At 50.9% G+C, this 26,361-nt stretch carries 22 protein-coding genes; 7 read left to right on the forward strand and 15 right to left on the reverse strand.

The annotated features are described in order from the left end of the window. Window positions 1–20: 20 nt before the first annotated feature. Entirely contained in the window at window positions 21–1,328 is a 1,308-nt protein-coding gene (locus P4D80_RS15530) for a DUF3084 domain-containing protein (RefSeq protein WP_421654912.1), read from the forward strand. A gap of 33 nt (window positions 1,329–1,361) precedes the next feature. Then, complete coding sequence (locus tag P4D80_RS15535) at window positions 1,362–1,799, forward strand: pre-16S rRNA-processing nuclease YqgF (RefSeq protein WP_421654913.1); 438 nt, start codon at window positions 1,362–1,364, stop codon at window positions 1,797–1,799. Window positions 1,800–1,934: 135 nt separating this feature from the next. On the opposite strand, the gene P4D80_RS15540 is transcribed toward P4D80_RS15535, so the two are convergent. The 3 genes from P4D80_RS15540 to P4D80_RS15550 all read right to left on the reverse strand — a co-directional run bounded on the left by P4D80_RS15540 (window position 1,935) and on the right by P4D80_RS15550 (window position 5,088). Continuing rightward, a complete protein-coding gene (locus P4D80_RS15540; RefSeq protein ID WP_421654914.1) occupies window positions 1,935–2,990 on the reverse strand; it encodes a PPC domain-containing protein in 1,056 nt (351 codons plus the stop codon). Window positions 2,991–3,089: 99 nt separating this feature from the next. After that, window positions 3,090–3,278, reverse strand: coding sequence for a hypothetical protein (locus tag P4D80_RS15545; protein WP_421654915.1), 189 nt, complete (start codon window positions 3,276–3,278; stop codon window positions 3,090–3,092). A gap of 46 nt (window positions 3,279–3,324) precedes the next feature. Continuing rightward, entirely contained in the window at window positions 3,325–5,088 is a 1,764-nt protein-coding gene (locus P4D80_RS15550) for a protein kinase domain-containing protein (protein WP_421654916.1), read from the reverse strand. Between the two features lie 334 nt (window positions 5,089–5,422). Between P4D80_RS15550 and P4D80_RS15555 the strand changes: the two genes are divergently transcribed. Continuing rightward, window positions 5,423–5,983: an FKBP-type peptidyl-prolyl cis-trans isomerase gene (locus P4D80_RS15555; protein WP_421654918.1), complete on the forward strand. Its 561-nt coding sequence runs from the start codon at window positions 5,423–5,425 to the stop codon at window positions 5,981–5,983. Here the strand turns inward: P4D80_RS15555 and dnaB are convergent. The 7 genes from dnaB to P4D80_RS15590 all read right to left on the reverse strand — a co-directional run bounded on the left by dnaB (window position 5,980) and on the right by P4D80_RS15590 (window position 13,965). Further along, complete coding sequence (gene dnaB, locus P4D80_RS15560) at window positions 5,980–7,335, reverse strand: replicative DNA helicase (protein WP_421654919.1); 1,356 nt, start codon at window positions 7,333–7,335, stop codon at window positions 5,980–5,982. The genes P4D80_RS15555 and dnaB overlap by 4 nt on opposite strands. Before the next feature lie 878 nt (window positions 7,336–8,213). Continuing rightward, window positions 8,214–8,753: a COP23 domain-containing protein gene (locus P4D80_RS15565; protein ID WP_421654920.1), complete on the reverse strand. Its 540-nt coding sequence runs from the start codon at window positions 8,751–8,753 to the stop codon at window positions 8,214–8,216. Between the two features lie 17 nt (window positions 8,754–8,770). After that, on the reverse strand, window positions 8,771–8,896 hold the full coding sequence (locus tag P4D80_RS15570) for a hypothetical protein (protein ID WP_421654921.1): 126 nt from the start codon (window positions 8,894–8,896) through the stop codon (window positions 8,771–8,773). 216 nt (window positions 8,897–9,112) lie between these two features. Continuing rightward, window positions 9,113–9,586, reverse strand: a complete 474-nt coding sequence (locus P4D80_RS15575; protein ID WP_421654922.1) for a helix-turn-helix domain-containing protein — start codon at window positions 9,584–9,586, stop codon at window positions 9,113–9,115. A 196-nt stretch (window positions 9,587–9,782) separates the two neighbouring features. Then, the gene (locus P4D80_RS15580) at window positions 9,783–11,981 is read right to left on the reverse strand and encodes a protein kinase domain-containing protein (RefSeq protein WP_421654923.1); all 2,199 of its coding nucleotides are present in this window, start codon (window positions 11,979–11,981) and stop codon (window positions 9,783–9,785) included. A gap of 126 nt (window positions 11,982–12,107) precedes the next feature. Further along, on the reverse strand, window positions 12,108–12,737 hold the full coding sequence (locus P4D80_RS15585; RefSeq protein WP_421654924.1) for a hypothetical protein: 630 nt from the start codon (window positions 12,735–12,737) through the stop codon (window positions 12,108–12,110). A gap of 73 nt (window positions 12,738–12,810) precedes the next feature. After that, entirely contained in the window at window positions 12,811–13,965 is a 1,155-nt protein-coding gene (locus P4D80_RS15590; protein WP_421654925.1) for an HlyD family secretion protein, read from the reverse strand. An 823-nt stretch (window positions 13,966–14,788) separates the two neighbouring features. Here P4D80_RS15590 and P4D80_RS15595 point away from each other — a divergent pair. Then, entirely contained in the window at window positions 14,789–15,019 is a 231-nt protein-coding gene (locus P4D80_RS15595; RefSeq protein WP_421654926.1) for a hypothetical protein, read from the forward strand. A gap of 42 nt (window positions 15,020–15,061) precedes the next feature. Here the strand turns inward: P4D80_RS15595 and P4D80_RS15600 are convergent, their stop codons facing one another. The 4 genes from P4D80_RS15600 to P4D80_RS15615 form a co-directional block, all read right to left on the reverse strand. Beyond that, on the reverse strand, window positions 15,062–15,658 hold the full coding sequence (locus tag P4D80_RS15600) for a CPBP family intramembrane glutamic endopeptidase (RefSeq protein WP_421654927.1): 597 nt from the start codon (window positions 15,656–15,658) through the stop codon (window positions 15,062–15,064). A gap of 74 nt (window positions 15,659–15,732) precedes the next feature. Continuing rightward, a complete protein-coding gene (locus P4D80_RS15605; RefSeq protein ID WP_421654928.1) occupies window positions 15,733–16,803 on the reverse strand; it encodes a DUF3326 domain-containing protein in 1,071 nt (356 codons plus the stop codon). A gap of 186 nt (window positions 16,804–16,989) precedes the next feature. Then, window positions 16,990–19,218: a peptidase domain-containing ABC transporter gene (locus tag P4D80_RS15610; RefSeq protein ID WP_421654929.1), complete on the reverse strand. Its 2,229-nt coding sequence runs from the start codon at window positions 19,216–19,218 to the stop codon at window positions 16,990–16,992. A 165-nt stretch (window positions 19,219–19,383) separates the two neighbouring features. Further along, window positions 19,384–19,590: a hypothetical protein gene (locus P4D80_RS15615; protein WP_421654930.1), complete on the reverse strand. Its 207-nt coding sequence runs from the start codon at window positions 19,588–19,590 to the stop codon at window positions 19,384–19,386. Between the two features lie 274 nt (window positions 19,591–19,864). Between P4D80_RS15615 and P4D80_RS15620 the strand changes: the two genes are divergently transcribed. Next, window positions 19,865–21,781: an ABC transporter ATP-binding protein gene (locus P4D80_RS15620; protein ID WP_421654931.1), complete on the forward strand. Its 1,917-nt coding sequence runs from the start codon at window positions 19,865–19,867 to the stop codon at window positions 21,779–21,781. A 325-nt stretch (window positions 21,782–22,106) separates the two neighbouring features. On the opposite strand, the gene P4D80_RS15625 is transcribed toward P4D80_RS15620, so the two are convergent. Next, complete coding sequence (locus P4D80_RS15625; RefSeq protein WP_421654932.1) at window positions 22,107–22,397, reverse strand: hypothetical protein; 291 nt, start codon at window positions 22,395–22,397, stop codon at window positions 22,107–22,109. 291 nt (window positions 22,398–22,688) lie between these two features. On the opposite strand from P4D80_RS15625, the gene P4D80_RS15630 reads away from it, so the two are divergent. After that, entirely contained in the window at window positions 22,689–24,446 is a 1,758-nt protein-coding gene (locus P4D80_RS15630; RefSeq protein WP_421654933.1) for a nucleoside transporter C-terminal domain-containing protein, read from the forward strand. Between the two features lie 221 nt (window positions 24,447–24,667). Continuing rightward, window positions 24,668–26,320, forward strand: a complete 1,653-nt coding sequence (locus tag P4D80_RS15635; RefSeq protein ID WP_421654934.1) for a DUF2079 domain-containing protein — start codon at window positions 24,668–24,670, stop codon at window positions 26,318–26,320. Window positions 26,321–26,361: the final 41 nt, after the last annotated feature.

Below are 26,361 nucleotides of genomic sequence, written 5' to 3' on the forward strand. Positions count from 1 at the left end.
CAGGGCGCTTTGGAGTGTGAATGTCCACCGGATATATTTTGATTCTGGCAGTGCTGGTGCTGGGGGGGGTCATTGCCACGGTGGGCGATCGCCTGGGAACCCGCGTTGGCAAAGCTCGCCTCAGCCTGTTTAATCTCCGTCCCCGTAAAACTGCGACGCTCGTCACCATTCTTACCGGCACTGTGATCTCGGCTTCCACTCTGGGGGTTTTGTTTGCCACCAGTGAGTACCTGCGCAAATGGTTGTTTGAAATTGACTCGCTGCAGGAAACCATCAGGCGAACTCGGCGGGATCTATACCAAACGCAGATTCAGAAAAACCAGGCTGAGGAGGAACTAGCAAAAGCGCGGGCTGATCGGGTATTGGCGCAGAAGCAACTGGCGGGCAGCAGAGAACAGCTCACGGGAGCACAGCAACAACTTACTGAAGCAGACCGGGCGCTCAGGGGGGCGATCGCAGAACGTACCCGAGCCCGGGCGGAAACCGTTCGCGCTGAAGCAGAATTAAATCGGATTCAGAACCAACTGCGGGCTGAGATTCGCCAGCTGCAAGTAGAAAAGAATCGGCTTATTGCCCAAAGAGACGCAGAAATCAGGGACAAGGAAGCTCAAGTCAAGAAACTGGAAGCCCAGCAAGCCTTCCTGGCCAGAGAAATTCAAGAATTAGAACTAGAGCGTCAGGGTCTACGCCAGGGCAATGTGGCAATTCAGCGCGGCCAGATTCTGGCTTCCGCGGTTGTGCGGATTCCATCAACTTCAACAGCGAAACAGGCCGTTGATCAGCTCTTAACCGAAGCCAATCGGACGGCGATCCGATTGACACGGCCCGGCACCAGCGGACAGATCATCCAAATTACCAGACCAGAGGTGGAACAGTTGATCAGTCGGATTGACGACGGAAAAGACTATGTAGTCAGAATCTTTTCGGCTGCCAACTACCTGGTGGGCGAAACCCCCATCCAAGTTTTTGCAGACGCAGTGCCCAATCGGTCTATCTTTCTGGCAGGCGATGTGGTGGCCGCCACTACCATCGATCCCTCCCGGATGACGGATGAGCAGATTCAACAGCGCATTAATTTGCTAATTGCCGCCGCTAATTTTCGGGCTCGCAGCCTAGGAATTTTGACCGATTCTGTTGAAATTGGTCGAATTCAGGATGTGATTATCTTTATCAGCCAACTGAAGCAATATAACCAGATGGTGGATTTGAAAGCTGTTGCAGCGGAGGTCACTAACGTTTCTGGCCCCCTCAAAATTGATTTATTGGCAACGCAGGATGGCAAGGTCTTGTTTAGAACAAATCATCCAGATACAGGTACCGTTAATTAAGAGTCGTGAACCTGTTTGATACATTTTGGTCCCATGTACCCTAGTTCTCACCCAACGTCTGATCAGCCTGTTATTCTGGGATTCGACCCTGGTCGCCGCAAGTGCGGTCTAGCGGTTATGGGAGTTGACCGCACATTACGTTATCACGAGGTTGTGGTTACAGAGTCGGCGATCGCTACCATCCAAACTCTACGACAGCAGTTTCCAATCTCGATAGTCGTTATGGGTGACCAAACCACCGCCAAGGATTGGAAGCAGCGGCTAACGACTGAGCTTGAAGACCCGCTGCGCGTTGTGTTAGTGGATGAGCGCCATAGCAGCCTGGAAGCGCGCGATCGCTACTGGAAAATGTATCCCCCAAAAGGCATTTACCGTCTGATCCCCAAGGCACTACGTCGCATTCCCCGTCCAATCGACGACATTGTCGCTATCTTGCTGATTGAACGCTACTTAGAGCGCCTGGTTCATTAGCTCAGGATCATGGATATAGCTGTCGCCAGGTTGCTTAGGACACTGGATTTAAGGGGATGAAAGGCTTACGACCTCTATAGCCACCTCACCCTTTCGCCCTTCGCCTTGCACTTAAAATTTCTTCCACCCCTCAGTTCAATACACACTCACCCGAAATCGCCCCCGTCCAGTAGGATTCATCGAATTGACCACAATGTAGTAAGTGTCATCCTCTGGGAGTTGAGTTCGTTCAATCAATGCTGAGTAAATGTAATTCATGTCGCTGCTGGTGGCAATGATCTCCCGCTTCGAGTTGAGCAAATAAACCGAGGGTGAAAATTCAGCCCGCAGACTATCCGCCCGAATGTTTACATACTGTCCCCGCTTGCCCTGAAATTCGTAGGACTGAAAGGAGCTTCCATCCTGTTTTAGCTTCGGACTTTCATCTGTCAGGTCGCCAGTTTTGTCTAAGAGATAGGAGATTCGGTCATCCCGCAGGGCCAGACTATAGCGTCCTTCTTTTCGGGGTTCCCGGCTGGTTACCACAATGGAATAGGTTCCGTCTTCGGGCAGGCGGATCTGAAGAAAGGCACTCTTTTCAGTGCTTTCTCCTCCAAATCGACGGGCGATCGGTTCCTGCCCATCAGGTCCATAAAGAAACATGGCAGGGTTCAGATTCAGGCGAGGATCTCGGCTACCCACCAGTCGAATGGCAATGGCTTGGTCTTTCTTACCCTCAAAATAATAGGTGTGGTAGTAGCGATCGCTCGCTACCGGGTCTCCCTTGGCCAGAACCCCAAACTCCACATCAACAAAATTGAGGCGTTTAACGGTTGCTTTCCGAGAGGCTGGGCGTGATGTCGGAGCCGCGGATGACGGTGGTTGGGATGAACTGGAACCACCACCCAGTTCGGCTGAAGTAGCAGGAGTAGATGGAGTAGATGGTTGAGTTGATGCAGGGATAGCACTTCCATCACTGGCCCCTGAAGCCGCGGGTGGAGGTGGCGGCGTGGGTGGGGGATCTTGCTGCCGGGGTGGCGGCGGAGAGGCTGGTTCAGCTGGTTGCTCTTTCTTAATCAAACTGGCCGCATCCTGATCAATGCTGGATGCGGCGATCGGGAGAGCCTGAACCAGGATCAGACCTGTACTGGTTAGACAAGCCAGCAGACGATGGATGAGGATGTGACCATCTTTTCTAGGGGTGCCAGCCATAGTTCGTGGAGAGATACTGCAAGTTGCTTGAAAGCGAAAACCAGATTTCTGGACGTTGTGAGTGCCACAGTGTTCCTGTCACCTGCCGTATCTAAGTAGCTAGTGAACAATGGCATAAGTCCAGTAACCATTGAGTTGGGGAGTGGGGAGTCGGAGGGAGCCAGAATGGTATCCGTATTCCCGCCGTGCTGTACCAGGCGCAATTAAATGAAGGATAATTTCGGGAGTGGAGGGGGTGAAATCCCCTGCCTGGAGGCGCAGCCCCCACTCCTCCCTTGACAAATACAAATTAATTATGACTACCTACTTATCTTTCTTTGATTTGAACTTTCTGTTATCTTCCTTTGATTTGAACTTTCTGATAGATCTTAAATCTTTCCTTTGCTCCACTGCTGACAAAGCTGTCCCAGTCACTGGCAGCCAAAATCGCCTGCCGCTTCTCGTTTTGAGGGAACACAATCAGTTGATGGAAGTTTTTGTATTTAGGAAGAATCTTCTCGTTTTGATTGCCTCTCAATCGCTGCATTACCGCGGCGGTCAATATTCTTAGCCCTTCTTCGCTTACTAGCCTGACGTTGCTTGAACCGTCATAGCTGATCGCAATTTGCTGGGCATCGATTCTCTCAACTTTAGGCTTAATGGTAGCGATGACGTCTGCCAGTTCCTGAGATTGCTTGGGTACTTCGGTCTGTAAAAATTTTTGTAAAACAATGGCTTGCCAGTCAAAGATTTGCTTCTGTGCCTGGCTGTAAAGGGGGGAATCTGGGGGGATGGTACGGGCTGTTTGAATTGCCGTTTCTAGACTGGCACCACCTTTTTTAGCCATTTGAACGGCTTGATTAAAGATTTCCTGGTCTTGACTAAGTGGGTCAGGGCTGGGAGTTGGAGGAGGAGAAGGCTGGCGTTGCAGAGCCGAAATTGTCAAAACGGCAAGCAGGGTAACCGCTCCGATCGCCCCTCCCCACCAAACCCGTCTGTTGCTCAATGGAAATGGGGAAGGAGAAGGTTCTGATGGAATCGAAGGTTGCGATCGCCCCGGCATGAGAGGCGCAATCAGAGTTGACTGACTCTCCTCTTGTTGCTCAGACTTGGCCGTTGCGGGTCTGGCTATAATAGCAGAAGGGGATGGAGAGGCGAGGGTTGGTTGAGGGGGAGGAATTGTCTCCGGAGGAATTTCGGATTTAGCTGAGGTCTCCTCTACAATCGATGCCGTAGTCGAGAGAGACTCAATCGGTGAAACGGGAATTCCATACTTTTGCAACAGGGGTTCAAGGTCGCGAATTACCTCCTGCGCCGATTGATAACGGTCTCTGAAGGAGTAACGGGTCATCTGGGTCAGAATGGCTGCGAGTTCATTGCTTATCGCAGCGTGCGATCGCCAGACCAACTCTCCCGTTTCCCGATCTTCCTGAAGCTGGTTGGGAACCAGCCCTGTACTTGCCTGAATGCCGATAATGCCTAAAGCATAAATGTCACTGTTGAGGCGAGGAGACCCCCTGGCCTGTTCAGCAGGCATGTAGCCAGGGGTACCAATGTTGATAGTCATGCCGCTCTGCTCTTGAGCCGATTGCGCCCGGATTTGCTTGACTGAGCCAAAGTCAACCAGAACGGGTTTGCGATCGCGGTTGCGGCGAATGATGTTATCGGGTTTAATATCGCGATGGATGATGCCTTCATGGCCGCGATCGCGATAGCCATGAATAAATACCAAAATCATCAAAACCTCGTAAAGCAACCGGCATACCTCAGCTTCGGACCAGGGTTTCCGGAGTTTCAGTTCGGCAGACAAAGGAGTTCCTTCAATCAGTTCCTGGATCAGAAAGAACTCCCGGTTCTCATCAAAAAATGCCAGCAATTGGGGAATTTGATCATGCCGTCCAAGGGCTTCCAACACTTCGGCTTCGGTTTGAAACAACCGTTTCACCTCTCCTAGAGAACCTGAATCGCTGCGCTCCGATCTCAATTGCTTGACGAGACATTTAGGGTTACCTGGGCGCTGGGTATCTTCGGCAATGTAAGTTTGCCCGAACCCACCCCTGGCCAGAGTGCGAATGATTCGGTAGCGGCGGGCGAGTAATTTGCCAGTCAGCAGGCGCATTGCAGTTCAATAACCAGTTAGACAGGGTAACAGACGGGCTCTCAAGAATTTTTGTTGCGCTGTGAGTATATTTCCTCCCTAAAGGGAGGCTGCGATTACCAGGCGACTTGCAGCTTAGTTCTATGAATTGCAGGCCCCTTTTGAGTAAATATAGCGGTTCTCACTCGTCGCAACACATCTAAATCCCAGGAGCCAGAATTCAGAAAAGGGCTTTGTGCACAACTATCAATGTTCCCTCGTTCCCCTGAGAGATTCCGGTACAATAACACTGGTCAGCCACGGCTACCTAAAATTATCGATTCGCTGCTTTTCCCATTGGAAATGGAGGGTTGTTGTGAAGGAAATTTTGATCAGTCTGGGGGTAATGGTTGTCTGTTTCCTGCTGCTGGTGGTGTCTCAAATTGGTGGGAATCGGGGGCAAGCCATTGCTGGCGAACTATCTAAAACCGAACCTCAAGCGATCGCAACCATTACGGACAGCTCAGGGGCTAACGTTAGTACGCCAACACCTGTTGCCGAGGCGACAACTTCAGTTCAAGCTCAAGCGGGAGATAAACCAGTGATTACAACCCCTTCGGGTCTAAAGTATGTGGATTTAGTGGAAGGAACGGGGGCTTCTCCTAAATCAGGGCAAATGGTTGAAGTGCATTACACAGGCACATTAGAAAATGGAAAGAAGTTTGATAGCTCCCGCGATCGCGGCCAGCCATTCCAATTCAAAATTGGCATAGGCCAGGTGATCAAAGGCTGGGATGAAGGAGTTGGCACCATGAAAGTTGGTGGACGGCGTCAGCTAATCATCCCTCCCGATCTGGGATATGGTGCGCGTGGGATTGGCCCCATCCCCCCCAACTCAACCCTGATCTTTGATGTTGAGTTATTAGGGGTTGGCTAATAATTCCGATTTGGGGTTGCCAGGTTGCGGAACTGGGTAAATTGGGACTCAAATAGCAGCTTGACAGTTCCGGTGGGCCCATTGCGATGTTTGGAGATGATCACTTCTGAAATGCCGCGATCGGGGGTGTCAGGATTGTAGTATTCATCCCGATAAAGCATCATGATCAGGTCTGCGTCCTGCTCGATCGCGCCCGATTCTCTCAAATCACTCATCATTGGGCGTTTATTGGTGCGTGACTCCACACTACGGCTCAACTGCGATAGGGCCATTACCGGAACACTCAATTCCCGTGCTAGACTCTTAAGCGCCCGTGTCACCTTCGACAACTCCTGTACCCGGTTGTCTCCCCCCCCTTCCATTAGTTGTAAGTAGTCCAGCACAACCAGACCCAAAACACCTCCCTGTTCAGCCTGAAGCCGCCGTGCTTTTGAGCGCATCTCAGTAATGCTGATATTGGGCGTGTCATCGATAAAAATTGGTAGCTGGGAAAGGGTACTGATAGCATGGCCAAGAGGCTCCCACTCATTCTGACTGATCCGCCCTGCCCGCAGCCGCCCGCTCTCAATCCTGACTTCACTGGCCAGCAGTCGCTGCACCAACTGTTCCTTTGACATTTCCAGGCTAAACACAGCAACGGGCAGTTTATGAAAGGCGGCGATATTGCGGGCAATGTTGAGGACGAAACTCGTCTTACCCATAGATGGACGACCTGCCACAATAATCAGGTCTGAGCGTTGAAACCCCTGAGTCATGGCATCCAGGTCGTAGAAACCACAGGATAAACCCGGCAGCACTATCCCCAGTGAACGGCTCTCAATATCGGTAAATGTATGAGTCAAAATATCCGCAGTTGCCATCAACCCCTGCTGAGGGCGCTCTTGAGTAATACCAAAAATCTTCTGCTCCGCCTCATCCAGAACATGTTCTAAATCGGTGGAAGAATCATGCCCCAGATAAGCAATTTCGTTACCCGCCCGAATAAGCCTGCGGCGCATGTACTTGTCCATCACCAGCGCCGCGTATTGATCAATGTTGACCGCACTCACAGTCCGGTCAACCAGTTGTACCAGTTTACTTTGCCCACCAACCTTTTCCAGCATTCCCCGATCGCGCAGCCAGGAAGTAATACTCATCAGGTCGGTGGGATTTCCCTGACTCTGTAAAACCAGGGCGGCTCGATAAATCTCCTGATGGGCACTTAAATAAAACGCCTCTGGCCGCAGCAGGTCAGCAACCCGGTTAATGGCTTCCGGGTCTAGCAAGATACCACCCAAAATCGCCTCCTCTGCATCAATATTTTGGGGAGGGAGGCGATCGCTGTATGCCTGAAAATTTAGTTCCTGAACCATGATCCTAATTCTTCTGGCAACTGCCAAACCTGAGGTTTCTACTCAACCCTTGAGAAGGTTAAGCCGTACAATCCTACACTATATCTAGAGTTTTCGGTTAAATCTCAAAATTTAAGCACTAGATTTAGCGCAGCTTACTTCTGCAGCAACCCTTATTTCATATAAATCGTACTTTTGTACTATAGTAACAAGGTTTACTGGCAGTTCACAATCTCAATAGGCTGGCGATGAATGCTTTATGGCTGTCGCCAGGTTGCTTAGGACACTGGGTTTAAGGAAGTGTGAGAGCGAAGCTCAGCCCTGTCAAGGTAATCGTTTGTACTACCAAATTCCAGGCGCTAGCAACGAAAGAATAAGGGTTTGAAGGATTGGAACAAATTTTGTCTATCAGTAAAGAAAGGAGCTTTTCCGCATTTCAACATCCATCTTTAACGAGCACGTGCTGGAATATTGAGGCCTTTCTGGGGGCTGTAAAGTGGGCATTGGCCTACCCTACTGAGGTGTGGATGAAGCTGGCTTTTCAGTTTAGGAAGCTGGCTGCATTTTTAACCAGGCTGGCTGCATTTCAAACTGAGTTAACGTCCTTCTAAATGAAGCCACGGCTAGCTGCAACGCAGTTTGCCTCACTGAGTGCGCAGCCAGCTATATTTTACTTTGAAGCATTACTGACTTCACAATGGGGGCAGTCGGCTTGATCACAAGCGAGGCTGGCTTCTGTAGGATTGAAGCCAGTCTCCAAATTTGAGCAGAAATGCGATCACCTGGGAACATGAGTTGTATAGCAGTAGTGATCGTGGTCAGGACTTAAAACCCCAATGTCTTTCAAGGACATCGGGATTCGTTAAAGTCAGAAGCCAGGTTCAGAGAGAACCAATATCCTACAATTGGGGTGTTTTAGCAGCCTGGATATAATGCCTGACATCCAGGTACTGTCGAGATTCGCTGACGTATAGAGAGCCAGGAATGCTTGCCCGCACGTTGAAAAGTTGCTGGATGACCTGACTGGCGTTTTCGTTGGGTTTCAACGTAAATAGAAGCCCCGTGCAGGGGCCCCCAATTTCGGTTGCTACACAGACTACTGGTTGCCGATTAATGATGCCAGTGGTGATGTAGTTTAGCCTCCCTTCCCGGTAGTAGCGGTCAAACCGATTAGAAACCTCTTGACAGCGGACTTCTGGGTCGAAACTAGAGCGAGAAAAGTAGTGGGAAACCCAATTGATCAGGGGATAAATCCCAGTGGGGGTGGCAATAAAGGTGGTTGGCCTGCCCCGATGATCTGGCTGGTAAAAGAAGCTATCGGAAATGACTGGAGGAGGAGGGATCGCCGCTGGCTGGCAAACCCTTCTCTTCCTCCATACATTCCATCGGTATGGGTGGGTAGCTAACCGGAGTGGTGGAAACCGGATGGGGTGGAACAACAGTGGTTAGGCGGTCGTTAGAGTGGGGACAGGTCGGAGTTGAAGCGTTTGCTGGGCTGGCCGCAGCGGATTGATGGATAGGGGCGATCGCGCCAAAAGCAAACGCCCCCAAAGCCCCCAGTTTCAAGCCCAGTTTCAAGCATGGTTGGAGTTTCATAGGATCGTTGTCTCGCATTGAATGGGATCTGAGCGCTACTAAATGACTAAATGGAGGCTGTCCCATAAAGAAGTCGCACAGCATCCTCATCAGTAACCCTCGCTTCATTAATCTCGGTAGCGAAGAAAAAAAAAGGAGAAACGGGACAAAGATCCGCCTCTCTTCACGCTCTCTTTACAATCAACAATCCCAGGAATGAGTATTACTCTTTCACCGACAAACCGTAAGAGTCTTTAATTTTTATCCCATTCTCATCCCGCAGGCGCTTCAAGTAGTCCCAACCTCTTTGGGGATAGACTTGCCTGCCAATTCTTTCAGCGATCCAGCGGGCAACTTTGGGGCCGGACCAGTTGCCCCCTTCTGGTGGAGGGCTTTTCAGCGCTTTTCGCAGTTCTTGTTGCTGTTCTGGGGTGAGGAGCGATCGCGGAGAGGGTTGCCGCTTTTGACTGCGGTTTTTAATTGCCGTGGGGCCTTCCCGGTTATAGCGCCGCACAATTTCTTTAGCGTAGTCGTAATTCAAACCCACCACATGGGCTGCCTGTTTAATCGTCCATTGCTGGGCAACCAGATAGAGGAGGTGCCATCGACGAGCCTCAGTGGTATCCTGAGCCTGTCGATAGAGTCGCTTGAGTTCATCAGCGGTTAGATGGGGGAATAGATGGGCTTTTGGTGGCATGCCCTCAAGATCAACGAATCAGATAAATCGCCCCGATGGGTGAATCCATTAGAAACAAGTGGAGGGGCGAGGGGGTAGGGAGCCGCTTCATCACAGAGTGAATGGTGCTGGCCAGGTTACGTTCTATTTATCTAGAGTTTTGGAAAATCTCCGGATAAAACCATGGTCAGTGCGTAAAACTTCCGTTTTAGGAGTGTTAATTTGGGCTGATTTCCCGCAGGTAATTGCCGGGGTTGAGGTCCTGAAGGCGAGAAACGGGAGTGGTTACAGTGCTGAAAGGATAACCGGTTGTATCGAATGCGGTACCCACCGATTCTGCTTCAGACGTGAGGGCAATTGGCTCTACGGTTTGCGGAGTTCCGTCTTCTTGCTGACGTTGCAGACGAGCATACTCCTGAATTTTTTCTCGGGCTTCGCCATAGGAAGGCGTGCCCAATGGAACTTTTTTCAGTAGTGCGAGGGCGCTTGAATAATCTTGCTCGGTTGCCTCCTGGTTGGCCTTTTCTACTAGGGAATCGGCCCAAACGTAGAACTTGTCGATATATTCGGTGGTTTTTTCCTGAACTTCAGGAGCCAGGGTTATATCGGCAGGAATTTTTTCCAGAGAAGTGATGGCTGCCAGATAGTTGCTTTCACTGGCCTGTCTATCTGCCGCCTCTAACAGTGCCTTGAGGCGAATTTCTTGTTTTCTGTTGTACTCCTGAATTTTTTTCTCTGCTTTATTGAAAATCGAGGTTTCTGGATGGATTTGTTTGAGGTAAGCGATTGCTCCTTCAAAGTCACGCACAGCAGCGCGGTTATAACTTTTTTGGAGCAGTGCGATTGCCTGTACTTCTCGCTTCTGAGTGTATTCGCCGATTTTCTCCTGTGCTATGGAGTACAGCGTCGAGTCTTCTGGGACTTGCTTCAGGATTTTAAGGGCATCTGTGAAGTCTTTGGCGATCGCGGCACTGTAAGCTTTCACCATTAACTGGGTCGCCTTATCCTCAGCCAGTCGATTTGCCTGGGTAACAAGATCAGCTGTGCGCTCTTTCCAGTAAGCATTTTGGGGTAAGGCTTTGGCTTCCTGCAAAACCTCCTGCCATCGGTTTTGTTTGAGGGCATCCACCATTTTCTGGTAGATCGAAGTTGCTTCCTTCCAGTCTTGTTTCCAGGCATTCACCGTATCTCGTGCTGAGGCATAAGCCTGACTGGTGATGGGAATCGACTCCGCCAGACTAATCGCCTGCGGTAACTTACCATCCTGGTATTGATTTCTAGCCTGCTCCAGAATTTGCGGGCCGCGATCCAACTGGTCTGGGGGATTTACCAGAAAGGCATAGCCAACCGTCGTCGCGGTTACGACTGTACCAATCCCCAGGCCCACCATCAAAGTCATCCCGTGCCGTTCAGCTGGAGAGAGCCTTTTGGTTGGGGAATGGTCTGGGGCGAGCTCTGCCTGGGCAGTGGGGTAGAGAATTGTACCAGGCCTTCCTGCGATCGGAAGAGCCATTTCGCTCACAGGTTGAACTGGAATGGCGCGAATGAGTTGATGAACTGCTTCCAACGCCTCTACCGCTGAGGCATAGCGCTGGTTGCAATCCGGGTGTACCATTCGAGTCAAAATTGCAACCAATTCTTCGTGGGCAGGAAACTCAGTGGCTGAAATCAGGGCTGACCAGTGGTTTTTCTCAGTGTTTGAGGTTGCCAAAAATGAGCCAGGATGGGTACCTGTCAATGCTTGAATAGCGATCATTCCAATCGCATAAACATCACTGGCCAGACAGGGCATTCCTTGCAGTTGCTCTGGAGGTTGATAGCTCTGTTCATTCCCATTAGTGGTCAGAATTGATTGGCCGTGGAGCGAAAGCAAAGACAGATAAAGCTGCCTGACGCTATCAAAACTGACCAGCACGATTTTGCCATTGTGCGCTCGTCGAACCAGATGCTCAGGAGTCAGATTGCCATGGCGGATACCCTGGTTATGGGCAAAGGCAAGCGGCTCCAGACTGTCCAGCAATAGCTGCACCACTTCGCTTGCAATCCAGGGGTGCTCTGGCTGAATTTCCAGACTCAGGGGGTATCCGTGCACAAATTCCTGTACCAGATAGAATCCTTCTTCGTCTTCAAAGCAAGCTAACAACTGGGGAATCTGATCGTGGTCTGCTAGCTTTTCTAGAATGGCTGCTTCCCGGACGAATAGGTGTCTAATTGCATCCTGATATTCGGGTTCGACATGAATTGGTTTAATATGCTGAATGATGCACTGAGGCTGACTGGGGCGGCGAGTGTCCTGCGCTAAATAAGTTTGTCCCCATACCTCAGTATTCAGCACCTGAATAACTCGGTACCGCCCATCTAACAGTGCTTCCAGTTCCAGGCAGGGTATCCCATCCTGCGATAGCAAGTTTGTCATGGGTCTTTCTTTCGGTATAAAGCTTAAAGATTGATAGAGTTTTGCTGTATTAACTCTTTCGCCAACCTTGGCCCATCTCCGGATACCCCACGAAAAGTTGATTGCTTTATAGGCAGGAAAAAGGCGTTAAAAACGAAAACCAATGCCTACTTGCACCTTGACTGGAGCAGTGATGTTGAAGTTTCCCTGGTCGAGGGGGTATTGAGCGTCACCATAGACGACTACTTTGTCGCTAATGGCGGCTTCTGCTCCGGCGGTTACAAAAAATGCATTTTGGTCCTCAGGGGCCTGGGTTTTATTTTTTGAGTTCACAAACGAATAGCCTGCACCTGCGTAAATATTGGCATTACGGGCGATCGCCAGGTCGTAGGAAATAATAGGTTGCACCACATTGGCGTCTTCGTTAAGCGTTACCTTACCTCGAATTGAAAAAGGCACATGATTCAGATCGATCCGCCCCTGGAAGCCTCTGCTGCTGGAAGCCCCAGCCTGGGAAGTATCGGTCGCATCGGGTGTGGATTGAGATCCTTGCAGGGCCTGATCAATAAACCATTTGGCTGGAGAACCCGTCTGTTGCAGGTAGTCCTGGCTCAGTCCAAAGGCATTACTGGGGTCTACGGTGACACCCAGGTAGCTGCCGCTCATTCCGTAGGGTTGATTGTTGGGTTGGGCATCAACGGGTTTAGATACCAGAATCAGGGGAGCGATCGCAAAACCAGTCACTCCAGTCAGAATCTTCAAAAAGCGGATGTTCATAACAGCTCATCCCTAGGAAAACGAAGGCTTTTCGTTTGACCCTACTGTTATACAGGACTGATGAAAAAAATGCTCACAAATCTGTCCACAATCGAGCTTTGCGGAGAAGGAACTGGAGTAAGGTTTCCTGCCGAGAAATAATATCCGCCCGCACTTCCATTCCCGCCTGCAGGGGATACTGGCGGCTATTTTTAGTCAGGTAGGGTTGGTCTGGTTGAATGGTGACTTCGTAATAGGACATTCCACTGCCACTTCCATCCCGAACGGTTGTAACATCGGGGGCGATCGCCTGCACTTTTCCTGGCAATACGCCATAGTCAGGATAGGGGTAGGCTGTAACCCGCATCTGCACCGGCTGTCCAATAGCAACTTTACTGATGTCTTGCGTTTCCACCTGCCCTTTTACAACCAGGGGAGCATTTTGCGGCACAATTCGAGCGATGGGGTCGCCCATCCGCAATGGCTGTCCCGGGTAGTTAACATCCAGTTTCAGGAGTTTGCCATCGGTCGGTGCTTTAACAATTTGCTTATTAATTTCGGCGGTAACTGCTCGTAAAGATTCGCCATCGTATTGGATTTGATTTTCCAGAGCAAGGCGCTGTTGCAACAGGCGATCGCGCCGATTTGACAATGTTGCCCCTGATTTACCTAAAGTCTCCAGTGCCCCTGCAACCAGGGTTTTTGACTGGTCTCCAGTCTGGGATTGGTTATTGGAAGGAACGGGAGTGACCTTCGCTTTGGCTAAAATTTCTCGCTCTACCGAGCGAAGCTGGTTATTAACGTTTGCCAATTTGTCCTGATACTGGCGAATGTATCCTTCCAGCGTGTTCTTTTTCGCTTGCAGAACCCTTAGCCGATTGCGATCGACTGCAATCTCAACGATCACATCCCCTTCCCGTACTACCTGATTAGGCTGTACCTTCACAGCACTCACCGTTCCATCAATCGCCGACTGTACAACATTCAATTCTCCAACCGGGCGCACACTGGCAGAGGCCTGCACCTTCACGTTGTACCTCACTACAGATGCCAGGGCGATCGCGCCGCACAACGTGCCCGCCATCAAATATCCCCCCAGCGTTGTCCAACGGCTCACAGGTGGGAGAAATTCTTCGCTCTGAAGCGGGGGGATATCGGAATCCGGTGCATCAGGTAGGGCAAGGGGGGCTGATGCCCCAGAAGGACCCGGCGTTCCAAGAGTACTCGGCGTAGCAGATGAACCAAACATTCTCGTAAGAGGATTAGACATCGTAGGTGAACCAGATATCAACTAATACCAGTTCTCAAAAATCGGATCATAGCTGTCCCGAGGTTGCTGAAGACATTGGTCTTAAGGGAGTATGGGGGCTGCCCCAGCCAGCGGTTTTACCCGTGCACCCCATCCTAAGCCTGGTGGCTATGGCTGAACAAACAAATGTACAGGCGCAGGGCTTGTGCCCCTAGATAGCATCAATCGAATTTAGAGAATTTCGAATTTAGAGAATTTCTATATCTCTTCAAGGACTCCACACCAAAATCCGCAAATTGTAATAATGCAACAGAGCTCATCACTCCATCACTCATCCACACCCTCCCCCTATTACTCCATCACCCCTTACCCCACTGAATCGGGTTTGCTTGCATAAAGAATCCTAAACCTGAATTAATTCGTCCGGACAATAATCATCTTTGTGGGAGATTGAATCAGATTTTAGAGGCAGCCAGCGCCATCATTTGGAGACTTCTACATCTGTTGTGGGTTAAACCTGCGGTTGGCGGCTTGCAGGACGTTTCATGGAAAGTCCTTAGAGACGCAAACACCATTTTTAAGCACAACCTTCTATAGCTGTCCCCAGGTTGCTGAGGACATTGGTTTTAAGGGGGGTTGGGGCTGCACACCCAGCCAGGGGTGGAGCTCCTGCACCCCGTCCTAAGCCTGGTGGCTATGGCTATAAATTCCTATGGTTCTACCGACCTGCTGCTGAAAGAGTAGCTTACGTTACTCCTTCAACTCAAACAAATTTCCAGGAGAGCCATTTTTACCGTTGAACAACTGAATGAAGGAGACACCTATGCAAACTCACGAAAAAGACAATCTGTTTACTGAAATAACTGCTGAAGAATCGGCTCAGATTAATGGTGGTAGACGCTACCACTACAGACCTTGCTACACCTCTTGCCACACCTCTTGCTACAACCCCTACTACTACGGCACCAATTACGACAGCTATGGCTATGGCTATAGCTATGTTTCAGGCTACAGCTACGTTGTTCCGAGTTATGCTTACTACTATTACCACTAAGGCGACCAGCATCTACCCCCAACCCCTTCCTTTCGCTCCCTACTATCCTTTACTGCGATTACGTTCGCCCCATTTCCAGAGACTACTTGAAATCAAGTTGGTGGAAATGTGAGCTACGATGGGCACGAGCAAATTGCCGGTTGCGATCGCGCCTGCCCCCAGTGCCCCACCAATCACAGTGGCCCAAACAACATAGGGCCACTGTCTTAGGCTGCTAAGATGCAGCACCCCAAAGCACAGGCTGGACAGCACCAGTCCTTCATTATCCAACCCAAAGGCAGGCAGCATCACACCGCGAAACAGCAGTTCTTCGCTCAAACCTGGCAGTAGTCCTAACCAGATTAAATCAGGCCAGACCAGGGGCTTCAACACCAGTTCCAAATAATAGTCGGCACTTTGGCGGTAAGCCGACCAGGTGTAATAGACCAGGGAACTGGCAGCCGTAATGGCAATTCCCAAACCTAATCCCTGGAGCACTGCCAGCCCAGACCAGTGGAAAGATAGCAGAGAAACCGCACCAAACTGCATCCAGAGCCTGGCGATAAGGAGCAACACAATCGCCGTTACTCCCATCGCAATCAGGACTTGAGTGCGACTGAGAGGTTCAAATTCAGGATTGTCGGGAAGTTGTTCTGCCACGAAAAAGCCAAAGAAACATACAGTCTTTCGATCCTACCAGTCTTCCAGACTGCCTAGCTAGACTTATCCACCTATCACCTATCCATCTGGTTTAGGGCAATTATGACTGGCTTGAGGGCTGCTGAAGTGATACCTGCCCGGTGGGCGACCAGAAAGCCAATGGCTTCAAGGTAGGAGTTGACCCGCAGTGCAGAAATCTTCAAGGATTCTGGCGCAATCTGCATCGTTGTTGTGTTTTCATTCACTGTAACAATGCAGGCATTTGTCTGACTTAAACTCATCACAGCGCTGCCACCACAGGCCGTTGCCGGGACTACTACAGCATCCACCTGCTCTGCCCAGATATCACCCATTTGAGGATGGAAGTTTGAACAAGAACGTGGGATAAACTGAGGAGCCCGACTCAGCCCTACTAACACACAGGGCAGAAAGGTATAACCCAACTCTTCGGCTGCCGATCGCGGCGATAGCTCAGAGTCAAGCGGCAGGGGTAATAGAGCAGGTGCATGGGCGCAGGGAATCTGAAACTCTCGCACCACCAGATGGCTGATGACGGCTTCTGCCCCGGCTAAGGGATCGACCCCCTGACCATGGCGGTAGTTTTGCAACGCCTCACTGCCGGGGTCGTCGGGGAAGCGGGCAACCACCGCGATCGCTTCTGCCCCAGCCCTTTGGATCAACTGTTCCGCTGCCCGCAACAGACTGTCTGGATGTTGAATGGTGCCCCAGGTTGCCCCCGATGCTGCCGTCTTTAAACTCACTCCCAGGGGAGTATCGGTGACGACGTATTCGGTCAGGTTCAATCCTAGGGTAGCGCGGGTGGCATCGGCTGCCTGAAGCTGCCGCTGGCGCAACTCCGGCTCAATTCCCTGATCCAGCAACAAACCCACCCGGTTTTGGTGGACTGGACGCAGCCCCCAGTTTCCAGCCGCAAACTGGTCCAACCCGTACCCTTCTACGTAGAGGGCATTGGGCAAATTCCAGTAAAGCTGGGCACCGTTGAGTACGTTGGGATGGGTAATGAGGCAGTCGGCAATCTGAGCGATCGCCCGCGCCACTGGCAACGCATCACCCGCATACCCCCCAATGGCCGCTCCAATGCCAGTTGGCACAATGAGCAATACTGTGTAGGGACGTTTGGACATACATATAGTCGGGGGAACAAGGGAAGGGGAAAGGGAATGCTAATTTTTTGTGGCAATTCTGGAAAGGGGGGCGAGGGAATCAGGGTTTCAAGGAGTTAGAGCACCATTTCTAGAACAGCCTCTCCATCATCCATTCACCCTCCCACTCCTCCACTCCCTCACTCTTCCACTCCTTTCGCCCTTTCACTATGGAGTCAAAAAGTCCAGGTGTTCGCCGAGTTGGGACTGTAGATCTTTGAGACTACCCTGAGTCACCAGTTTTCCCTGATCCAACAGCACAATCCAATCGGCGCGATTAATGACCCTGGGACGGTGGCTGATCAGGATTGTAGTTCTGCCCTGGCGGTAGTAGAGCAACTGATCCAGAACTTCGGCTTCACTGACGGGATCTAACCCAGCGGTTGATTCGTCCAAAATCAAGATGGGGGGATCGTTGATCAGGGCACGGGCGATCGCCAATCGCTGCCGCTGGCCACCCGATAGATTAGCTCCAAACTCACCCAGTATTGTCTGATATTTTTCAGGCAAACGGCTGATAAATTCATCGGCTCCCGTCACCTGGCAAACGTGAACAATTTCTTCAAAGGAAACATCTGGCGTACCCAGGCGAAAGTTTTCCAGAATTGAGCGGCTCCAGAAGTGGGCATCCTGGGGTACCAGCACAACCTGCCGCCGCAGGCATTCAAGAGATAGATCCTGAAGATTGTAGCCACCAATTCGGATGTTGCCAGATTGAAGCATATACAGTCCGGCAATCAGTTTTGCCAGTGTACTTTTGCCACATCCCGATTTGCCAATTAGCGCAATCACCCCTCCTCCTGGTAACCGCAATGAAAAATCATCCAGCAGATCGACGCGACCAGGGTAGTGAAAGGTGAGGCGATCGCACTCGATTTCCGCATCGGGTGGAATTCGGACGAAGGGTTTGGCAGCATCCCCCTGGGTTTCAGTGGGGTGTTCAATTACCTCATTCAAACGTTGGCTTGCCGTTCTAACACGGGCAAACTCATCTGTAAATTTGACCACCGTACCAATTAAAGTAGTGACATTCGTATTAAAGCTGGCAAAAGCCAGTAACTGACCAATCGATAATTCCTGGCTAATCACCAGACTGCTACCAAACCATAATAGTACAACTGCACCAATCGCAGAGACCAGATCGGAAAAGGTATTGTTAATGATGCCAATCTGGGTAGTGCGCAGGGCCAGATTGGCTAACCGACCAAACCGACTCTGAAATTCTTCCCAAAATTGATTTGTTGCTGTCGTTGTTTTTAGAGTCAGCGCACCCTTAAACGTTTCTACCAGCACACCTTGATTTTCGGCTTCCAACACAAGTAGGCTACGAGTCTTTTGCTGCAAAGTTGGCAGAAAAACTACGGTAGAAATTGTCATCAGGAGGGCAATGAAAAGAGCCACAAGGGTCAACTTCCAGCTAAAAATCAGCATCAGCATCAGGGAAACAATCGCAATAAAAATCTGGCTGGGTAGACTGACCACCACCTGCGAAACCAGTTGGTTCAGGTCTTGAATATCGCGTAAACGGCTGACCACCTCCCCACTGCGACGGGTTTCGTAATAATTTAGGGGCAGGCGCAAAATCGATCGCCCAAACTCCAGCACCAATCCCAGTTCCAACCGTTGGGCAAAGTAGGCAATCAAATTGGCTTGCACCAACTCCAACCCACTGCTAAATAAGTTAAGCACAATTACCCCGATCGCCAGTCCATTCAGTAGCCGCAGATCGCCTCGAATCAACACATCATCGGTAAGAATCTGAATTAGAAAGGGAGTGGCGATCGACAATAACCCCAACAGCCCATTAATCAGCAGCACCTCTGCCAGCAGCGAGCGATACAGCCATATCCGCTGCACAAAGCTGCTAATTCCCCGAGTCGGCTCATCCGAAGATTGGGCAAAAAAACGGGCAGGATCAGGCTCCAGCAGTAGCATTGTCCAATCTATCCATCCCTCCCGTAGCTCTTCTTCTGAGAGGTAACGCTCTCCTATGGCCGGGTCAACAATCACATACTTCTGCTTTTCCTGCCCGTAGAGGACAACCCAGTGATTTCCCATCCAGTGAATAATGGCGGGCAGCGGCGCTTCATTGATCTGCTCCAGAATTTGGGCGGAGGCACGCACCGAACGGGCATTAAAGCCCAATTTTTCCGCTCCCCGTTTTAGCCCCAGCAAGGTTGTGCCCTGTTGCCCCGTGCCAACGGCTTCTCGCAATCGGGTAAGGGTGAGCGTGAGTCCATAGTGTTTGGCGATCGACCCTAAACAGGCTGCCCCACAATCCTCCTCATTCTGCTGTAGGAACACCGCATATTTCATTCGTTTATTTTGTTTCCTTGGTAGATACTGCAACCCCAAATTACTGACGAATTTAGAGAGCGAATTGAAAACCTGTTTCATTGGGCAACCTCCCACAATCCTACATGGATTGCCATAAAACCAACCTTCAACTTCACTCCGCTCTCTTCCGAAAAAAACACCCGCAAATTTGCGGGTGTTCTGCTTAAACTAAGGTTTCAAGAACCAACTGAAGTCAATGGTCAGCAACTGTCCATGACCTACTTCTTACCAGTAGTGAACGTAGTAAGCGACATGGCGATAGCGGGGTCTGTAGTAGCCGTAGTAAGGTCTGTGGTAGTAGTAAACGGGGCGATAGCCATAATACCGTCTGCAACCATAGTAGTAATGACCACCAGAAACAGTTGAAGATTCTTCTTCAGTCAAATCGGTGAAAAGCTCTTTGTTTTCTGTGTCCTTAGCTGCAACTTCCATGATAGACTCCTTGAGTAGTGAATGGATACAAGCTGCCGAACTTGCGAGGTAAATCTTGAACCCATTGTTTTAGGGTTATGTACTCCATATTCCCAAGGCTATTTATCCTATCCGGACAATTCGGAAATGTTTGAACCTGAAAAGGTTAGAAAGCAAGAACAACAAATGGGAAAAATGACGAAGAGGTAGGGTAAATCGCCTTCCATTCCTGTCAACGCGTGTTAACTCTGGGATAAGGCTGTTAAGATCGCTAAAAACTTCGTTCCTGACCCCCATGAGTGATACCGTTCTTCGCGTTAAAGACCTGGAAGTTCAATTTCTAACCGACGAAAAACTGATTCGTGCTGTTGATGGCATTTCTTTTGAAGTCAAACGTGGGCAAACGTTAGGAATTGTGGGGGAATCAGGGTCTGGTAAGTCGGTAACGGCGCTGTCTGTCATGCGGTTGGTACCCCCTCCCGGCAGAATTGCAAGTGGGGAAGCGCTGTTTTGGGGGGCGGAAGGGGGGCAACCTGTTGATTTGCTGAAATTGCCGAACCGCCAGATGGAAGATTACCGGGGCGGCGAAATTTCGATGATTTTCCAGGAACCAATGAGTTCCCTCAACCCTGTTTTTACAATTGGGTTTCAACTGGTGGAGGCCATTCAACTCCATAAGCGATTAACGAATGCCGAGGCAGAACGGGAAGCGATCGCCCGGCTCCAGGAAGTACGCCTGTTGCCCAGCGATAGTGAAATGCGGCAGCGGCTGGTCGATGAGTTTCGCCAGACGAAGCCCGATAGCCCTTTGCCTGGCGATCGCGAAATTGAACGCCAGATCAATCGTCAAAAAACCGCCTTTCTCAACCGCTATCCCCATGAACTATCCGGGGGACAAATGCAGCGGGTGATGATTGCGATGGCGATCGCCTGTGATCCGGCTCTGTTAATCGCCGATGAACCAACCACAGCGCTGGATGTGACCGTGCAGGCTACTATTCTGGATTTGTTGCGGGATCTGCGTGATCGGCGTGGCATGTCCATCATTTTCATCACCCACGACCTGGGCATCATTGCTGAAATTGCAGATTCTGTCGCTGTCATGTATCAGGGAAAAATTGTGGAGGCAGGTCCCGTCTGGCAAATCTTTTCCAACCCCCAGCATCCCTACACCAAAGGGTTACTCACCTGTCGTCCGCAGCCCAACCGTCGCCTGCGTCGCTTGCCTACCGTGTCTGACTTTATGCAGGTTAGCGTGACTCCTTCTGGAGAGGTCTTGATTGAGGAGCGGGAAACCGATGTGGGGCGGGCGCTGAGCCTGGCAGAAGAGGTGAGTGCTGCCGACATGGAGCAGCGATTGTCATTGCTCCAGAAAAAAAATCCGCTGTTGTCTGTATGCAATTTACAGGTGGCATTCCCAATCCGGGGTGTTTTTGGCCAAACCCGACGGTATTTGATGGCGGTTAACGGTGTCAGCTTTGATGTTTATCCGGGCGAAACCCTGGGGCTGGTGGGTGAATCCGGTTGCGGCAAATCCACCCTGGCACGAGCCGTTTTGCATTTGATCAAACCCACTGGAGGTCAGGTAATCTTTGATGGCGATGATGTCACGGCTCTCTCACCCGATCATCTGCGGCTATTGCGGCGGGAAATGCAAATCATCTTCCAGAATCCCTTTGGTGCACTGGATCCCCGCATTTCGGTAGGGGCCGCTATTATGGAGCCGATGCAAATTCATCGAAAGCCAGGGAACCACCGGGAACAGCGGGAACGAGCTATTTACCTGTTGGAACGGGTGGGTTTAGCGGCTGATGCCTTAAACCGGTATCCCCATGAGTTTTCCGGCGGGCAGCGGCAGCGAATTTGCATTGCCCGTGCCCTTGCGCTCAATCCCAAGTTCATCATTTGCGATGAATCGGTTTCAGCCCTGGATGTGTCAGTACAGGCACAGGTACTTAATTTGCTGAAGGAGCTTCAGAGTGAGTTTAATCTTACCTATATCTTTATTTCCCACGATCTGAGTGTTGTGAAGTTTATGAGCGATCGCATCATGGTGATGAATAAGGGGGAAATTGAAGAGATCGGTCCCTCAGAACGAATCTACCGCGAACCGCAAAAAACCTACACGCAGCAACTCATCTCAGCAATTCCAGTTGGCAGCTTAGATCGAATTCGTGAACGACAGGCCCAGCGGGGAATCTCGGTAAGCTAGTAGATCAAAACAAAAGTTTGAAGGGGGTCGAGGGGGTTTCACCCCCTTCTGGGAGCGAAGCCCCCAAGCCCCCAGGTTGTAAAATTTAGTGTTTGCAACACGAGTAGTCTGCCCCGCAGATTTTGAAGGGTTTGCAACCCTTCACCCCCCCTAAATTGGTTTTTCCGGGTTTAGATATAGCGGTAGTCATTATGGTTAGGACGGGGTGCGGGGGTAGAACCCCTGGCTGGGGGCGAAGCCCCTACTCCCTCTCTAATTCCAATGTCCTAACGCACCCGCGTAGAGCTATAACCAGGCAAAGTTCCTTTGTGAACCATTAGAATCATTAGTTAAATGGATTAAACCAATCTCCCGGGGGTGGAGGTACTTCGCGTTCCTGGTTTGCTAGTTCGGAAGGGGGGCGATCGCTGCTCCAGGCCCACCAGGAACTCCCACATTCACACAGGTAAAACTCTTGCCATTTGCGGCGATGATCTTCGGTAAAAACGGGCGATCGCCGGTTAATCCAGACTCGCTGAGCCGATTGAGCAGACAGGCGACAGGTGGGACAATTGAATTCCTTCGCGTGAATAGCAGACTTAGTCCATTCAGGTGGAGTTGGGTTAAAGGCTTCCATGGATTTCAGGAAAAGGGGACTTGAGGGACTAGGGGTTGGGGCTGGGGGCTAATCTCTTTCAGAAATTCAGTGCACGCTGCTCAATTGTGATGTAGTTTGAGGGACTGGGGGCTGGGAGCTATCTGTTCCCTAGTCCCTCCTCCTTGTTATGAAAATTTAACAGATAATGTGTGGCTGGAAGTGGGCTGATGTCGCGTACTCTGGTTATTGTCTTGATGGCATCCGCTAAATCAGGAAGTGTCCTGTGAGGTGCTTGCCCGGAAATTGCTCCATGCTGAGGATACTTCATCCATGACATACCTCAACGCCATTTCCTTCTTCGGCATTTTAGGTCTATGCCTGATTGCCTGGGCATTTTCGGAAGACCGGAGGGTTATTCCCTGGCGGGTTATTATTGGTGGCATAGGATTGCAGTTAATTTTGGGCTTCCTTGTATTTCAATTTCCGGCAACCAGGGAGCTTTTAAGGATATTCAGTGGCTTACTCGACAGCATCTTTACTGCGGCGGATGCGGGTGCCCGGTTTGTGTTTGGTCCAAATCTCGTTCCGTTACCGGGGCAGGACCCATTGATCGTTCGTCCTTTGCCTCCCGGTGCTGCGGCCTGTCCACCGCCTCAGGTTCCGTTTATCCCAGGCTACTGTGGTACGGATAAGCTGAACTATATTCTGGCGTTTCGAGCATTACCAGCAGTGATCTTTTTCTCTGGTTTAATGTCTCTGTTGTATAACCTGGGTGTCATCCAGGCGATTACCAACGTATTTGCCAAGGTGTTTTATCGAGCAATGCGTCTGAGTGGCGCGGAGTCTTTGAGTGGGGCAGCTAATATCTTTGTGGGAATTGAGGCGGCGATCGCCGTCAAGCCGTACATTCCAAAAATGACCCGCAGCGAACTGTGTGCCATTCTGGCCTGTTGTTTTGGAACAGCGGCCTCATCTACCCTGGCCATCTACGTCAGCTACCTCAGGCCGGTCTTCCCAAACATTCTGGGACATCTGGTTTCAGCTTCGATCATGGCAATTCCCGCCTGTTTTGTTTTGTCTAAAATTCTGGTGCCAGAAACCAGTGTACCAGAGACGATAGGTGGCATCCCGGAGGAGAAAAAACCGGTCCGCGGAACCGAACTTGAAGCGGTGGAAGAGGCGGAGCGACGGGAGAATATTGCTGAAAAAGTTGAAGAGCGCTACCCCCAAACCAAAATTCAGTCAGACGAGGACGATTCAACCTATGAGGGGCCGAAGGAAACGGTGGGTGGGGAGCCGATTGAACGGGTCAGCCCAATGGATGCGGCCATATTGGGGGCACTGGATGGGGTGAAGATGGCCGTATCCATTGCTGCCGTGCTGATTTTGATTTTGGGCCTGGTATCTCTGATTAATCAGCTTTTTGGAGGACTGGCAGGACTGCCCGGTCCCATCGGTGAGTTCTTTAAGGTCGTTACCCTGCAAAATATTCTCGGCTTCCTGTTCGTACCCGTCACCTTTTTGACTGGGGTTTCTCTCGACCCCAATGAGCTTTGGAAGTCTTCAGTGATTATTGGACGGCGATTGTTTGAAACAGCGATTCCGCCCTATCAGGAGTTGGGTCGGGCTGCCGCAGCAGGAGAGCTGAGCGATCGCGCCGTTCTCATCATCAGCTATGCCCTTTCTGGTTTTGCTCACATCGCTTCGGTAGGCATTTTCGTAGGGGGCACCATTGCCCTCGCCCCCTCCCGTCGCAAGGATATTTCCCAACTGGGTTGGAAAGCCCTATTTGTTGGCACTCTGGCAACGATCATGATTGCCTGCATCGCAGGGTTGTATGACAACGGCAACCCCAGCATTTTAGGAGAGAAAGCTCCTCCTGTGCCTGTGACTAGCCCCACCTCGGTACCAACCGCTCCTTCACCAACAGTCTCTCCCACTGCCAGCCCGACCACTTCCCCCACTGCAACCCCATCCCCTCGACCGATTCCTTCCCCCACCACAACCGAGCCGGCGCTTCAAAACACCGTCAAGCCCATTCCTGCTCAGACTCCCAAACCAACTCCTACGCGATCGCCTGCTCCCTAAATAAGAAAAGTGAGGTGATAGGGTGAGAGAGTGGATGGGTGAATGAGTAGACGAGTAGATGGGATTCAACCCCTCTCGCCATCGACTCATTACTCTCCTACTCATCTATCCCTTCAACCCCCACTCTTTTGCCCGCTGCTCGCCTTCCTCTGCACTCAGAACTCAAAACTTCCCCTCTCTAACCCCTCTCTACCAACTAACACCCCATCACCCGCTATTGCATGAGCCATCTCAAAGTGCCCGCCTTCAAACACCTTTCCCTGCGCAACCTTTCGCCTGAAACCAGAATGGTGATTCTGCTGGCGGCTCTTTTTTTCACTATTACGCTGGTGTTTGGGCTGCACCGCTATTTCACCTTCTTTGCTTCCTACGATCAGGGCATCTTTAACCAGGTGTTCTGGAATAATCTGCACGGGCGATTCTTCCAGAGTTCACTGTCTTCCGTTCTTTCGACCAATGTGGTTCATGATGGGCAGGTGCCTGATGTGGCCTATCGCCGTTTGGGTCAGCATTTTACGCCTGCACTGCTGTTGTGGCTGCCCATTTATGCGCTGGCTCCCAATGCGGCCACACTGGTCGTGATTCAGGTCAGCCTGATTACGGCAGGAGGGGTGGTGCTCTATGCCCTGGCGCGGCATTATTTGCCAGCAAAGCTGTCGTTCATGCTGATGGCAGGATATTACGGGGCAAATGCCGTCATTGGTCCGGTTTTTTCTAACTTTCACGACCTCTGCCAGATTCCTCTGTTCATCTTCACCCTCTTGCTGGCACTGGAAAAGCGCATCTGGTGGCTGGTCTGGCTGATGGCAGGGCTAACCCTGCTCGTGCGGCAAGATGCAGGCGTGGGTCTGTTTGGGGTTGGCGTTTACATGGTAATTAGTCGTCGCTTTCCGAAGGCGGGGCTGGCCATGTGTGTTCTGGGTTTTAGCTATGTGGTGACAGCGACCAACGTGTTCATGCCGATGTTTTCGGAAGACATTTCTCGCCGCTTCATGCTGGAACGGTTTGGGCAATATGTAACGGGCGATCGCGCCACAACATTGGACATCCTCTGGGCCATTGTCAGCAATCCCATCCGGTTAGTGGCCAACCTTCTGCGTAAGCCCGATGTGAAATTCTTCTACTTGCTGGTACAAACCCTGCCACTGGCGTTTGTGCCGTTTGTGGCTCCCTACTCATGGGCGATCGCCGGTTTTCCCCTGCTCCAGCTATTTTTGCAACAGGGAGAGTCTCCCCTCGCCATCCACATTCGCTACGCCATCACCCTGGTACCTGGACTTTTCTACGGCACCATTCTCTGGTGGTCTCAGCACACAGAACGGTTTAAAGCCGGATTTCGCCGCTTCTGGATTGCCTGTATTGCAATCTCGATTCTGATTGCGATTCCCTACAACCCCCATCAGGTCTTCTACTTTGCAATTCCCACCTCATTTCAACCCTGGATTTATGTTTCCCTACCGCGCCAGTGGGAGCACGCCAGCCACATCCGTACTCTGGTCAACCAGATTCCCCCCGATGCTAGTGTTTCTGCAACGACTTACATTGTGCCCCACCTCGCCAGCCGTCGCGAAATGTTGCGAATGCCCTTTCTGCAAGTTCGCAATGACCAGCAAGAAGTGGTTGACGTGGATTATTTGATTGCCGATCTGTGGCAGTTAGAGCGCTATCGAATTGCCTTTCCCTTAGAACGTGACCATTTCGCCCAAATTGTGCCTTTAATTGACACCCTACTCAGCCAGAACAAATATGGAATTCTGGGTCTGGAAGACAGGGTGATTTTGATGAAAAAAGGGGTTGCCACCTCACCCGAATTCCTCCAAACCTGGACAAAGCTTCGCCAAGAGTACGAGGTACTGCTGAAAAGCAGTGAATGATGGAGGGGAGGGAGTGGAGTGGGGGAGAGGCTGTTCTAGAA

It is taken from the genome of Leptothermofonsia sp. ETS-13 (assembly GCF_049200465.1).
Taxonomy (GTDB): domain Bacteria; phylum Cyanobacteriota; class Cyanobacteriia; order Leptolyngbyales; family Leptolyngbyaceae; genus Leptothermofonsia.